Raw genomic sequence first — 14,428 nt, 5'->3', positions numbered from 1 at the left:
CACAAATATGACTTGGGATGAAAAGATCAAAGATTTTGAAATATTTCTTCGCTTCGAAAGAAATTTTTCAGAAAACACTCTCGATGCCTATATTCGAGACATCAAAAAATTAAAAGATTACGCCGAAGTAGATCTGGAAAATGTCGGTCCGGATTCTATCGGGTACGAAAACTTACAGGAATATATCTTCAATCTTTCCAAACAGAAGTTCAGCGAAAGATCTCAGGCAAGATGGATTTCTTCCATAAAAGCTTTCTTCAAGTTCCTTCTTGAAGATGAGTTCAGGGAAGACAACCCTGCTTCACTGCTTGAAGGCCCTAAACTGGGATTATATCTTCCTGACACCTTAAGCCTGCCGGATATCAATAAGATCATCGCAGCCATTGAGGCAGATTCTGATCTCGGAAAGAGAAATCATTGTATCATTGAAGTTCTTTACGGATGCGGATTGCGTGTTTCGGAACTTATTGACCTTAAAATTTCGAACATTAATTTCAAGGAACAGTATATCAAGGTAAACGGGAAAGGCAACAAAACACGTTTTGTTCCTTTAGCCGATTATACTGCTGAACTTTTGGAAACCTACATTAAAGAAGTACGTTCGAAAAACAAGATTAATAAGAAATACGAAGATACTCTGTTTCTGAACAGCCGTGGCACCTCTATGTCCAGAGTGATCGTATTCCTGATCATTAAAGAACTTACAGATAAAGCTGGCGTAAGCAAAAAAATATCTCCACACACTTTCAGACATTCTTTTGCAACACACCTTTTACAGAATGGTGCGGACCTTCGCTATATCCAGGAAATGCTTGGGCACTCCAGCATTACCACTACGGAGATCTATACCCATCTGAAGACAGAAGAGCTTCGGGATGTAATTTTGAGTTACCATCCGAGGAATATCAATATTGCTCAATGAAGCGCAGTTGCATCTGATTTTTGAAAAATTAATTAGAACAGATGAAATTACTGAAATACTGCCCAAGCTGTGGCAAAGAAACCCTGCACTGGGACGGTGAAAAAAAATGGAGCTGTCCCGAATGTGGTTTCACCCTCTATAATAATGTTGCCGGCGCGGTAGCCGTTGTTATCCGATGTGGTGACGAAATCTACCTTACCAGAAGAAACCGTGATCCTAAAAAGGGAAAACTGGATCTGGCCGGAGGCTTTGTAGATCCAAAGGAAAGTGCTGAGGAAACATGTAAAAGAGAGCTTTTTGAAGAGCTTAAGCTTGATGTGGATATTTCAAATTTAAAGTATTTGGCCAGTCTTCCAAACGTTTACCAATATAAAGAAATCGATTATAATACGATTGATCTCTTTTATGAGTATAATGTTCCGGAAAAATTTGAAGTGAGCCTTGAGCTTTCTGAAATATCAGAGGCCGTCTGGATTCCTTTGAATACACTGGACCTTAATGATATTGCTTTTGAGTCTCAGCAGAGATTTTTTAAGGAATATATAAAGAAATAATTTTTGTATAAACTCCCGCAGATTTTGTGGGAGTTTTTTAATAGGTTTTTGATTTCAGCATTTCTTCAAAATACTGAACCAGCAGTGTTCTTTCTGCATCGGAAAGGTTGGCTTCTTTATGATAGACAATATAGCCGGGCATTGGCATAGCCTTGTTTTGAATAGTCTGGATAGATTTGCTCAGCATACTCTCTTTCAGTTCCTTATTATAGGTTCCCCAGACGGAGAAATTGAGGTGTTCTCTGCCTTCATTGATATGGCTTTTTACGGACCAGGAAACCGGTGCAAAGTAAGCATATTTGGGATAAATTGTTTCATTGGAATGACAGTCGTAACAGGCTCCTTTTATCAGTCCTTTAATCTTTTCCGGTGTCTTTTTCGTATCAACAAAGTTAACAGCTGTATCGACAGGTTTGTTTACCCTGTCAATGGGGATGAACTGGATGATTGCAAAAGCGACCAACGTCCAGAACAATACTTTTTTTAACGTCTTCATACCTCTATTTTACCGGAGTCAGGACTGCATTTCCGGATTCCGACTTCACTTCTTTGTTTACTTCCTTCTGTACTGTTTCTTTTGTTGCTTCCCCGGCAGCAGGAACTTCTGCAGGTTTAGGAACATTTCCTTTAGGATTGTCCAGTGTTCTGGTATCTTTCAGGTCCCAGTCTTCTTTGGTTTCCCATAACGGACGTACAATAGCTTTTTTGTAGAAAACATAGGAGTCTTCGGCAAAGGTTTCATTTTCAAAATCAGCCTCGTCCCAGAATTTATTTCCGTTGTTGTCTACCAGGATCCGGACGATATATTCGTTTGGTTTCAGAATATCAAATTTGATGCTGTTTCCTTTGGTATATCTTGAATAAACAACTTTATCCGAAGCATCCAGAAGCTGGATCCAGTAATTGGCTTCCGGAGCATTTTGAATGTTAAAAGCAAGGCTTCCGAACTGTTCCACTTTCTCTACCTCAAAATCAAAACGTTTTGACTGTACATTTTTAGTGTAATAGGATGATACCGTTTCTTTTGGAACAGTGAGCTGGTATTTTTTACCTGCCACAAAGTCTGAATGGATCTGAATCTGGTAAGGATCCGTTTCTGATATCTTTGCGGTAAATTCCTGAGTTGTTAAGCTGTCGCTTTTTAAAGTCCATTTTTCAGGGCTGATCTTATCGATAACATATCCGGATCTAATCTTAAAATCAGAATTGGGAGCCAGCAGAGGCCCGCCATTGTCATTTTCAAGATCCATTGCATTTTTCTTATTGTATTTATAGAAAACGGAAACCGTATCCTGCTTGCTGCCGGTATCGTAACTGAATTTAAGATTCTCGGTAACAGTCTGACCTACATCACTTTTCACAGGATCAAACCAGATCTTTACAGTATCTGATTTAGGACGGTGAGTTACCTTGATATCCTGAAGCTTTTCGTTGATTGAAGCTACCTTTACATTTTCCGGATGCCCTTCAAATGTCATAATAACCCCGCCGGGACTTTCTTTCATTTCAACATACTTCAAAGGCTTTTTGGAAGGATATACTTTTAGATTTAATCCTGAAACAGACTTTTCAACATCTACAGGCTCTTTTTGGAATCCTATTTTTTCTTTTCCCGGATCATAGATGGAGTTACCGTTCTCATCCTCAAAGGCAATGATCTTGTACTTTCCGGGGGTAAGATAATTAAGCTCATAATAGCCATCATCGTCCACTTTTGTGATATAGTAAGGCTTCTGTTTGTAGTTGATTGTATCCTTTACCTGATAAAGACCTACAACGAGTTTATTTTCTCCTTCTTTCTTTTTAATAGCTACTGCATCCGATATTTCACCACTTATATAAAGGTCATCCAATTTATCTCCCGTAGAGAATGCAAAATTGAAATAACGCAGAATATTAGATTCATTATTGTCAGCAATGGAATTCCCGAAATTGAAATTGTAAGTAGTATTGGCCTGAAGGGTATCTTCCCACTGGATCATCACATACTTATTGGCAATATTGGAAGGAAGGATCCGCTTTATATTTTTGATAGGCGGAGATATGATCAGATTCTTATTGATATCTTTTAAAGTAATGTATTCGTCAAAATCCAGTCTGAGCTCACGGATATCTCTTCTCACGTTAACCCTTGTGGTATCGATATTCGAGCTTAAAAATTTTGGTGCGATGGTATCTTTAGGACCACCGACAGGTGCTCCTACTCTTGCACATGAATGGACAAGAAAACAGATGACGAATAATAGAAGAAGTCTTTTCATAGATGTTTAAGCAAAATTAAACATTATTCTCCAAAAACTTCATGTCCGGCATTCAAAGTATCTTTATTGTCGTTCATTACGCTGTGCAGTTTATCTTTCTGAACAGGAAAATCCTCAAATAACCCTGATAAAGCAAGGGCTGTATATACTTTACCTGAGTATTTATTTCCAATAGCCACGATCGTCACTTTAGACTTCAGAAGATGGGCAAAAACTGAATTGGTCCCGTGCCACCAGCCATTGTGATAAGTAAGTTTCTCTCCATTATCAAAAATCTTCATCCTGAAACCGAGACCATAATTATTCATTCCGGCTTTTTCGTTGCTGTAGGGTGTGAAAACCATCTGCATGAGATCAGGTTTCAAAAATTCTTTTGAGAACATCGCTTTTGAGAAATTATAAAGATCTCTAGGCGTTGTATAGACATTTTTATCTCCATAAATAAGATCAAGCCTGTCCAGAGGATACAATCTGTTTCCGCCATAATAAAAAGACTGGGCAGCTGTAGGTATATCTTTTTCCTGGAAAATATAGGTATGTTCCATTTTTAATGGTTTGAACACCATTTCCTGCATTGCCTGTGGAAAAGGGGTTTTAGTGATCTTCTCGATCAGTAAAGCCAACATGGCAAAGTTGGTATTGCAATACATAAATCCTGTATCCGTATCTCTTGCCAGATCAGGTTTATATTTGATTATCATATTCAGAATATCCTGATTGGTAATAAAAGTCTTTGAAAGTTCTGCCGGGGCCGGCTGTATTTTGGCAATGAAATATTCGTATTTCGGAAGACCGCTTCTCTGATCCAAAAGGGTTTGTACGGTAACATTCGGGTATGGGAATCCTGGAAAATATTGAGTAAGATGGTCGGTTAGTTTAATTTTTCCTGCTTCTACCAATTTCATCATGGCCATTGCCGTCAAAGTTTTCGAAACGGAAGCTACGTGCAGCGGCGTATTTTTATCAATCGGCATCTGTTTTCCTTCTCTACCAAAACCTCTGTAATTCTCGTACAGGATTTCGTCTCCTTTTGCCACAAGAATTCCACCGCTCAGGTCGCCTCCTTCCCATATCTTTTTGTAATACTGGTCAATATATCCTGTGAGTATTCCTTTATCTCCTAGCTGGCTGTCTTCCTTGGTAAAGACATTGCTCAGGTCTACATTTCCGTAATTCGGAAGATTGGTTGAATTTTCAGCTGAAGCTTGTTTGCCTTCAGCATTTTTTTTACAGGAAATAAGGGATAAAAAAACAGTTACAATAAGTATAAAATTACGCGTCGTCATGAGTATCAAAAAATGAGTGGCAATTTAATAAAACTCAAAATAAATTCTCGGTCCGAAGCCTACATTATGAATTATTTAACATAAAAAGTGGAAGGGCGAAATCGCGAAAAGGCAAAAACAAAGAAAGCTGAGAACGCAAATGCAATTAGAATAGAAAAACTTTACTTCTCAGCTTTCTTTGCTTTCTTAGCTAAAATTAACAGTACGAAGCTACTATTTTATCTACGATTACCTGTGCCAGTTTTTCTTTACTCTGATGGGTCCATCCGGCAATATGCGGTGTTACGATTGCTTTGTCAGATTCCAGGAGATATTTCAGATCCTCGTTTTCTGTTTCCAGATTTTCGAAGGATGACTTTTCATATTCAAGAACGTCAAGACAGGCACCTTTTACTTTTCCTGATCTTAAAGCCTCAACTAAATATTTAGTTTCAACATTTTTTCCCCTTGCTGTATTCACAAAATAAAAGTCTTTTTTCATGTCTGAAATAAAATTTTCATCTATAAGATAATGCGTTTCAGGAGTCAGTGGAATATGTAAACTTAAGATGTCTGCAGACTGCTTCAACTCATCCAAACTAACCTGTGAAGCATATTCATCTGCCAGTCCGGGAAGAATATCATGAAAAATCACTTTACAGCCAAATCCTGAAAATCTTTTTGCTGTGGCCTTTCCCATGTTACCATATCCTATAAGGCCAACCGTTTTCCCAAGAAGTTCATCCCCCCGGTTTTCTTCACGAAGCCAAACTCCGTTTTTCACTTCCTGTGAAGCTATAAAAAGACGGTTCATAAGAATCAGCAGCATTCCCACCACATGTTCTGCCACTGAATCTCTATTCCCTTCAGGAGAATTGATCAGCTGAATTCCCAGCTTTTCAGCAACAGGAATATCAATATTTTCCATTCCGGCTCCTACTCTGGCAATGAATTTCAGGTTCTTCCCTTTTTCCAGAAAGTTTTTATCCAAAGGAATTCTGCTTCTGATAATGACACCATCATAATTTTGAATTTTTTGACAGATTTCATCGTATGACGACGTAAAATCCTCTTCCAGGACAAAATTTTTAGCCAGAAGCTGTTCTGTGATGAGAGGATGGTTTTTATCTAAAAGGAGAATCTTCATTTTTTAAACACGAATAATTTTAAACACTAATGACACTAATTACTTCACAAATGACACAAAAAAATTCATAATGTTCCATTGATTACTCTTCTTACCCCGTTTTTAAACTGGAGAGTATAGATATTTCATTTCTGAAACACCAATTTGTGCAAACATTTGTGTTTAAGCCTCTTCGCAAAGGCGGATTTATAAAAGAAAGGATTTATTTCTTATCTTTTTTAGATTCTTTTGCTTCTTCCGGCTCCTGGAATAATTTTTTAAGCTCTACAGATTCCAGCGGTTTCATTCTTCCTGAAAGGATCAATGATAACTCTTTTCTTCTGAAAGCAGCAGCATGTCTCAGTTTTTCTTCTTCTGTTTCCGGGATCATATCCGGGATCGGAATAGGACGGTTGAATTCGTCTACCGCTACGAAAGTGTAAATTCCTTCATTGGTATGAACTTTTTTCTGGTTAATGGGATCATCCAGCCATACATCTACATACACCTCCATTGAAGTAGAAAATGCTCTTGAAACTTTAGATTCCAGGACCACAACTCCACCTTCAGGGATAGGATGATTGAAAGAAACGTGATTTACAGATGCTGTTACCACTCTTCTTTCGCAGTGTCTGGCTGCAGAAATGGAAGCACAACGGTCCATTTTTGCCAGAAGCTCACCTCCGAAAAGGTTTCTTAAAGAGTTGGTTTCGTTCGGAAGAACAATATTGGTCATGATGGTCAGGGATTCTGACGCTTTTTTTACTTTTGCCATTGAGTCTTAGTGTTGTTTTGAACTGCCGGATTGGATTTAATGCCCTTCGCAGCAGGTTTTGACAGGGAATCTTTTTTCAGGGAATCTGAAACAGCCTCTTCGGGACTGTGAACCATTACTTTAATGGTATCCTTTACAATTCTGTGTGTAGAAGTCTGCACGGAAACATTATCAAAAGATTTCTTTCCGAATAAAAGCTCTCTTTGGGTAATTGCCAGATACAGAATTCCTAAAACAGGAATAGCCAGCAGGAAAATCCAAAGAATAGATTTTTTAAACTTATAATCTTTTTCCTTGTTTACTGTGGTACTGACTTTTTCACCGTTATTGATATCCGAGAGCCTGATCTCTTCAAGCCCATAGAAATCCGGATGTCCTGATTCTATTCTTTTCCCTTTAAAATGGGTTTTATCATCTTCAATATGAACTGTTCCGAGATTCTGAATTTCCAGAAACTGATCCGCCTGAAGCTTCTTTTTCCAAAAATCGGTCTGAATTTTCAGATCACTTCTGGAAGCCTCTAAAGACATCTGTTTTTCTCCGGCTATAAAAGCGGCCAGATCATCAGACTGTATTTCATAATCCACGGCAAAAACAATTTCACTTGCCGGCGGAAGGATACTTCCATTCTCGGAATTGATAATTGCCTTGGAATTTTTAAGCGAAAACACACCGAAGCCCGGAACCGTCACAGTTCCAAATTGTTTCAGATATTCTAAAATGTAAGCCGAAATATTCATTTGGCAGCAAATTTATAATTTTTTCGCGACTTTTGGAGACATTTATCAGATATAAAAAAGACCGCCGGAACAGTCTTTTGATTATTCCACATCAAAACGGGAATAGTATTATTTAAACTTTGGCGAAAAAGCGAAAAGGCTAAACAGCCAAACTGAATAAGCCAAGAATGCTGAGAAAGCAAAGAAAGGTAATTTGCGATTTTATTCTTCTACCTTTTAGTAATTTGCTCTTCCGCATTTTAGCCTTTTTGCTTTTTTGCCATCTTAGCATTTATTGAATTTTCCAGCTGATCCCAAACATAAAATTAGTTCCTGCCTGTGAAAAATAGTATGGATCTCCACCGTAAACAGCTCCATTGTTGACATATTTTTTATTAAAGAGATTATTCACCAGCAATTTTAAAGCGATATCATTATGGGCAATGGTAAACTGATACTGGGCATTGAAATCCGTCAGGAAATAATCTTTTAGCTGCAGATTTTTATCACCTGTATTATTCAGATACTGTTTTCCGACATACTGATTCGTTAAAGCAAACAGGAAGCTTTTCGAAGGGTTGAACTTCAGACCCACATTGGCAATGACATTGGGAGAGAATGAAATATCGGTATCACCCAGATTTTGAAGGGTTCCATTATTTTTAATCTTAAAATCAAGATTTCTGTTCTGGCTTAGGCTGACATTACCGTTTACTTCCCACTGCTTGGAAAGTTTCGCCAGCGCTCCGATTTCAATCCCTCTTCTATAGCTTTTTCCAGAATTTGTCCTGATAAATGCGCCCACATTATTCAGTTCCCCGTTCAGTACCAACTGATTGACATAGTACATATAGTATAGATTAGCAGTTACGGCAAGAATCCCGAACTGCTTTTCTATTCCGGCTTCAAAATCGTGAAGCTTTTCAGCCTTTACCTCATTATCACTCATCAGATCATCCCTGTTCGGTTCACGGTGGGCATGCGCATACGAAAGAAAAACTTTTCCGTTTCCGATTTTATAATTTACCCCTGCTTTTGGATTAAAGAAAAGCCAGTTTTTATCCAGATTTCCGCCTTCTCCGTCTCCGGCGGTAAGGATCTTGGTATCATAATCGATATTTCTGATCTGGAGATCCCCGAAAAATTCGAAATGATCCCCGGTTCGCCACAAAGCTTTTGCAAAACCTGCAAGTTCGGTTTTTACTGAACGGTTTCTGTAGTATTCATATTCGTTGATCTGAGGAAAATACACTCCTGTAACATTTCCAAAATGTCTTCCGTAATACTGGTTGGCCACGACACCGAAATTAAGGTCAACCTGTTCCAATTTTCCGTAAAGGGTGGAAACTGCCCCATAAAAATCATTATTCAACCATTTTTTTCTGATAAAATCTGTTATATCTACAGGCGATCCGTTTACGATCGGTATCGGCAGATTATAATTGGAGTAATGGGTAGCATCCGCATCGGTTTCATCCACTCTCTTATAGTTTTCGTAATATCCTTTTCCTTTGGTGTAGTGAAGCGTTGTTTCCAGATTCCATTTATCACTGAATTTCTGTTCCCATAAAAGCTGGTAATGGTTCTGCTGATAATTATCCGTCTCATTATCATAGAATTTTTCCTCACCGGTAACCAGATCAGTATATTGCCCTGAATAATTGAACTTTGGATTGGTTTCCCAGGTCGGCCGGTCGATGCCGTTCCATGCCTGGTATGTTTTTTCTTTTCCTCCGAAGGCCATCAGGCGGAGTCTTGTTTTACCTTCTTCAAATAATGCCGTGAAATTATAAGAATCCAGTTTTGAAAAAGCGCGGTCAATATATCCGTCGGAATGAATGCGTGTATATCTTCCCATCACCGAAAGCCTGTCTTTCCAGAACTTTCCGGAACCTGCTTCCGCTGAATATTTATAGGTATTAAATGAACCGTAGCTGTCATCCGTCTTAAAATACATTTTCTCCTCCGGTTCTTTGGAGATTACATTAATACTTGCCCCAAACGCAGAAACCCCATTATTGGATGTTCCAACCCCTCTCTGAATGACGATCTGGGAGGCAGAACTTGTAAGATCCGGAACATTTACAAAAAAAGTTCCCTGGCTTTCCGAATCGTTATACGGAACCCCGTTCATCATCACATTGATCCCCTTTCCTTCCACTCCACGGATCCTGAATCCGGTATATCCAACCCCGTTTCCGGCATCTGAAGTAGAAATAATAGAGGTTTGATTTTTCAAAAGAATCGGAAGATCCTGTCCCAGATTTCTGCTGTCTACATCTTTCTGTACATTGATAATTTCCTTAGCAACAGGCAGTCTTTTGGTAAAATTGACCGCTTCTATTTCCCTGACTTTCAGGGAATCTTTGTTTTGAGCCTGGATAAAGGCTGCAGCGCCTACAGTAAGCCCTAAAAAAAATAATCCTTTCATTCTATAAATCTTTAAAATTTAATGAATAAAAGGGGCAGATTATGATGAGTTATCAGTAATTGGTAATAAGTAATATTTTGAGAATTTCTCATTACCTATTGCTCATTTTTAATTTCCCTAAACAGCATTATCCGTTCCAGGTTCATTGGGTATAATCTCAGCCTGTTAAAGCACCCCTTTATTTCAGCCGCAAAATTACAAAAAAAATGTGAGACGGGGTTTTTGAGTTTAGGGGTATGGGTTTCGGATGTGGAGTTCGGGTTATTTAGTTGCGGGGTGTTAAAATATTTTTATAACGATTAAATCTAAAAGCTCTTTTCTTAATGTAATTAAAATAGTTAAAAAAACTCGCCATTAAGTTTCCAGCTTACTGCTTATAGCCTACACTACAGCCTTAGTACGTATTATTTCTGGAATCAATATAGTAATAGTTTTTTCCGTCTTTTGTTACTTCAAACATTCTTCCCAGCTTCCAGGTAAAGTTTCTTTTTATATTGGAATATTCAAAAGGAATGATCACTTTGTTATTGACATCAATTACACCGAATCTGTCATTGTGAGAAGCTACAATCATTGGATTGGCCACATCATCACCTTCCATAATATATAAATACTGATACTGGGGATAAATCTGATAATCCCTGTAATCTGCTGCATTTACAAATCTGGATTTTTCAATGATGCCATAAAACCCGTTCAGGACATATGCCTGGTAAAGCTGCTGTTTATAATTATCCAACTTGCATTTTCCAAGATCTGAATCTTTGAACTGGTAGACTCTTTTCCCTGCCTTATTGATCCGGTAAGAAATCATATCTTTTTCCACTGTGGCATATTCATCTGTCCCGAATTTCCTTACCTTTTCGTTGGGAGAATTCAAAAGATTACAGTCTTCATAAAAAAACACGGCAATATGATATTCAGGCTTGATTATAAATTTTCCGTTCTGATTGACATATCCAAATTTACCATCTTCCTTTTTAGGAATCAGCACCGGAAGCTCCTGGTGGATCACCACAAGATCAGGATTCGGTTTAACCTCGGGAGACGCCTTTCTTATAACAGTTTTCGTTATATTTTTTATAGGTAGTTTCTTCACCGATTTCGTCTGTGAAAAAACGAAAACCGAAATAAATAGACCCAAAAAATTCAGTGCATTTTTCATATTCATCATTTGCCTGCAAAATTACGGCCAAAAATAGAAATTATCAAATTCATATTTATAAAGAATCTAAATAATTTCATCTTATAAAATACTAAATTTTCGTACTTTTGGGAACCTTTTTAATTGTTTGATAATTAACGAATATTATCTCACATTGACAAAAAAAGGGGTAGATTATACTGAACTTTACTCCTCTTCATTGCTTTCGAAAATAGCATTATCGTATTGTAATAGGCTGATAAAGAAACAGTGCTAGCAAAACATTTTATTAATCTACATTTTTAAATTGAAAGATTTCTATTATTATGAGTATTTATAAGGATTACATCAAAGAGATTGAAGAAAGAAAAAACCAGGGGCTTCATCCAAAGCCAATTGACAGTGCTGAATTACTAAGCGAAATTATTACGCAGATTAAAGATACTGAAAACGCAGACCGATCGGACTCTCTTAAGTTTTTCATTTACAACACACTACCCGGAACTACAAGCGCTGCAGGAGTAAAAGCTGAATTTTTAAAAGAGATCATTCTTGGTGAATCCAAAGTAGAAGAAATATCACCGGCATATGCCTTTGAACTATTATCCCACATGAAGGGAGGTCCTTCTATCAGAGTATTGCTGGATCTGGCTTTAGGTAATGATATCGCTATTGCCAAAGAAGCGGCCAATGTTCTTAAAACCCAGGTTTTCCTTTACGAAGCCGATACCAATCGTTTGAAAGAAGCATTCAACAGTGGTAACGAGATTGCAAAGGATATTATTGAAAGCTATGCAAAAGCAGAGTTTTTTACTAAACTGCCGGATGTTCCGGAAGAAATTAAAGTAGTTACGTACATTGCAGGCGAAGGAGATATCTCAACAGATTTACTTTCTCCTGGTAACCAGGCCCACTCAAGATCAGACCGTGAGCTTCATGGCAAATGTATGATCACGTCTCAGGCACAGGAAGAAATCAGAGCACTTCAGGCACAGCATCCTGATAAAAGTGTAATGCTGATTGCAGAGAAAGGCACAATGGGTGTAGGTTCATCCAGAATGTCAGGAGTAAACAACGTGGCTCTCTGGACAGGAAAACAGGCAAGCCCATATATTCCGTTTGTAAATATCGCTCCGATTGTTGGGGGAACCAACGGTATCTCTCCGATTTTCCTTACTACCGTAGACGTAACCGGAGGTATCGGTATTGACCTGAAAAACTGGGTTAAGAAGCTTGACGAAAACGGTAATCCTCTTCGTAATGAAAATGGAGACATTGTTCTTGAAGAAGCCTATTCAGTTGCTACCGGAACTGTTCTGACAATCAATACAAAAACAAAAAAACTATATAACGGCGACCAGGAACTGATTGACATTTCAAAGGCATTCACTCCTCAGAAAATGGAATTCATTAAGGCCGGCGGGTCTTATGCCATTGTATTTGGTAAAAAACTGCAGACTTTTGCAGCCAAACTTTTAGAAATTGACACTCCTGCCGTTTTTGCCCCTTCAAAAGAAATTTCCCATGAAGGTCAGGGACTTACAGCTGTGGAAAAAATCTTCAACAGAAATGCTGTTGGAACAACACCAGGCAAGGTTTTACATGCCGGTTCAGACGTTCGTGTACAGGTAAATATTGTGGGTTCTCAGGATACCACAGGACTGATGACTGCACAGGAGCTTGAATCTATGGCAGCTACCGTAATTTCACCAATCGTTGACGGGGCGTACCAGTCAGGTTGCCACACTGCTTCAGTATGGGATAAAAAAGCACAGGCAAACATTCCTAAACTGATGAAATTCATGAATGAGTTCGGTTTGATTACAGCCCGTGATCCAAAAGGCGAATACCACGCTATGACCGATGTAATTCACAAAGTTCTTAACGATATCACGATAGACGAATGGGCAATCATCATTGGTGGTGACTCCCACACAAGAATGTCCAAAGGGGTTGCTTTTGGAGCTGACTCCGGAACAGTTGCCCTGGCACTGGCCACAGGTGAGGCTTCCATGCCTATCCCTGAATCTGTAAAAGTAACGTTCAAAGGGAATATGAAAGAGCACATGGATTTCCGTGATGTTGTTCATGCTACACAGGCCCAGATGCTTAAGCAGTTCGGAGGAGAAAACGTATTCCAGGGAAGAATCATTGAGGTTCACATTGGAACACTTCCGGCTGACCAGGCATTTACCTTTACAGACTGGACAGCAGAAATGAAGGCTAAAGCCTCTATCAACATTTCTGAAGACAATACCTTAATTGAATCTTTAGAAATTGCCAAAAGCAGAATCCAGATCATGATTGATAAAGGTATGGATAACCACAATCAGGTTCTTCAGGGATTAATTGATAAAGCCAATAAGAGAATCACAGAGATCAGATCTGGTGAAAAACCGGCTTTAACTCCAGATTCAAACGCTAAATATTATGCAGAAGTAGTGGTTGATCTTGATGCCATCGTTGAACCTATGATTGCTGACCCGGATGTAAACAACGAAGATGTTTCCAAGAGATATACTCACGATACCATCAGAGATCTTTCTTATTACGGAGGAGAGAAAAAAGTAGATCTTGGATTTGTAGGATCCTGTATGGTTCACAAAGGAGATTTAAAAATTGTTTCTCAGATGCTTAAAAACATTGAAAAACAACAAGGTAAAGTTGAGTTCAATGCTCCTCTTGTAGTAGCAGCTCCTACCTATAACATCATTGATGAATTAAAAGCTGAAGGAGACTGGGAATTTTTAGAAAAATATTCAGGGTTCGAATTCGACGACAATGCTCCTAAAGGTGAAGCACGTGTTGAATACAAAAACATGATGTACCTTGAGCGTCCCGGCTGTAACCTTTGTATGGGTAATCAGGAAAAAGCGGCAAAAGGAGACACGGTATTGGCTACCTCAACCCGTCTTTTCCAGGGAAGAGTTGTTGAAGATTCCGAACGTAAAAAAGGAGAATCTTTACTGGCTTCAACTCCTGTTGTTGTATTGTCTGCAATTATCGGAAGAATTCCTAATATAGATGAATACAAAGCTGCAGTTGAAGGTATTGACCTTACTAAATTTGCCCCTCCTATCAAAGAATTGGTTCAGGTTGGTCATTAACAGAGTTTGAAGATAAGTCCTTGGACTGTTTTAAATATAATTGAAAGATTTTAGTCCTGCGGAATTTAAAATCTTTCAATTTTTGTTTAGAACCTTTCTATTTAAGACCTGTTAATAATTATTT

General features: G+C 38.4%; 11 protein-coding genes. 3 read left to right on the top strand and 8 right to left on the bottom strand.

Annotated elements, in window-relative coordinates; all coding sequences use genetic code 11:
- Window positions 1–7 precede the first annotated feature (7 nt).
- Both xerD and BUB03_RS18660 read left to right on the top strand, forming a co-directional pair.
- Complete coding sequence (gene xerD / locus BUB03_RS18665; protein WP_040999352.1) at window positions 8–922, top strand: site-specific tyrosine recombinase XerD; 915 nt, start codon at window positions 8–10, stop codon at window positions 920–922.
- Window positions 923–963: 41 nt separating this feature from the next.
- Window positions 964–1,476: an NUDIX hydrolase gene (locus BUB03_RS18660; protein WP_040999350.1), complete on the top strand. Its 513-nt coding sequence runs from the start codon at window positions 964–966 to the stop codon at window positions 1,474–1,476.
- Between the two features lie 37 nt (window positions 1,477–1,513).
- Here the strand turns inward: BUB03_RS18660 and BUB03_RS18655 are convergent, their stop codons facing one another.
- The 8 genes from BUB03_RS18655 to BUB03_RS18620 form a co-directional block, all read right to left on the bottom strand.
- On the bottom strand, window positions 1,514–1,972 hold the full coding sequence (locus tag BUB03_RS18655; RefSeq protein ID WP_073066030.1) for a heme-binding domain-containing protein: 459 nt from the start codon (window positions 1,970–1,972) through the stop codon (window positions 1,514–1,516).
- A gap of 4 nt (window positions 1,973–1,976) precedes the next feature.
- Window positions 1,977–3,737, bottom strand: a complete 1,761-nt coding sequence (locus BUB03_RS18650; RefSeq protein ID WP_073066029.1) for an Ig-like domain-containing domain — start codon at window positions 3,735–3,737, stop codon at window positions 1,977–1,979.
- Window positions 3,738–3,760: 23 nt separating this feature from the next.
- Window positions 3,761–5,023 carry a serine hydrolase domain-containing protein gene (locus tag BUB03_RS18645; protein WP_040999343.1) on the bottom strand — a complete coding sequence of 421 codons (1,263 nt, stop codon included), beginning with the start codon at window positions 5,021–5,023 and terminating at the stop codon, window positions 3,761–3,763.
- 196 nt (window positions 5,024–5,219) lie between these two features.
- Window positions 5,220–6,149, bottom strand: a complete 930-nt coding sequence (locus BUB03_RS18640; protein WP_073066028.1) for a 2-hydroxyacid dehydrogenase — start codon at window positions 6,147–6,149, stop codon at window positions 5,220–5,222.
- Window positions 6,150–6,351: 202 nt separating this feature from the next.
- Window positions 6,352–6,903, bottom strand: a complete 552-nt coding sequence (locus BUB03_RS18635) for an acyl-CoA thioesterase (protein WP_040999339.1) — start codon at window positions 6,901–6,903, stop codon at window positions 6,352–6,354.
- Entirely contained in the window at window positions 6,891–7,643 is a 753-nt protein-coding gene (locus tag BUB03_RS18630; protein WP_073066026.1) for an HU domain-containing protein, read from the bottom strand. The genes BUB03_RS18635 and BUB03_RS18630 overlap by 13 nt, the downstream gene beginning before the upstream one ends.
- A 271-nt stretch (window positions 7,644–7,914) precedes the next feature.
- Complete coding sequence (locus BUB03_RS18625) at window positions 7,915–10,053, bottom strand: TonB-dependent receptor (RefSeq protein ID WP_073066024.1); 2,139 nt, start codon at window positions 10,051–10,053, stop codon at window positions 7,915–7,917.
- A gap of 394 nt (window positions 10,054–10,447) precedes the next feature.
- A complete protein-coding gene (locus BUB03_RS18620; RefSeq protein WP_073066021.1) occupies window positions 10,448–11,218 on the bottom strand; it encodes a WG repeat-containing protein in 771 nt (256 codons plus the stop codon).
- Between the two features lie 305 nt (window positions 11,219–11,523).
- Here BUB03_RS18620 and BUB03_RS18615 point away from each other — a divergent pair, with 305 nt between their 5' ends.
- Window positions 11,524–14,304, top strand: coding sequence for a bifunctional aconitate hydratase 2/2-methylisocitrate dehydratase (locus BUB03_RS18615; protein WP_073066018.1), 2,781 nt, complete (start codon window positions 11,524–11,526; stop codon window positions 14,302–14,304).
- Window positions 14,305–14,428: the final 124 nt, after the last annotated feature.

The sequence above is a fragment of the Chryseobacterium oranimense genome (assembly GCF_900129755.1).
GTDB classification, from domain to species: domain Bacteria; phylum Bacteroidota; class Bacteroidia; order Flavobacteriales; family Weeksellaceae; genus Chryseobacterium; species Chryseobacterium oranimense.
The sequence above is the reverse complement of the archived record's forward strand: the minus strand, read 5'-3'. Positions and strand labels throughout refer to the sequence as shown.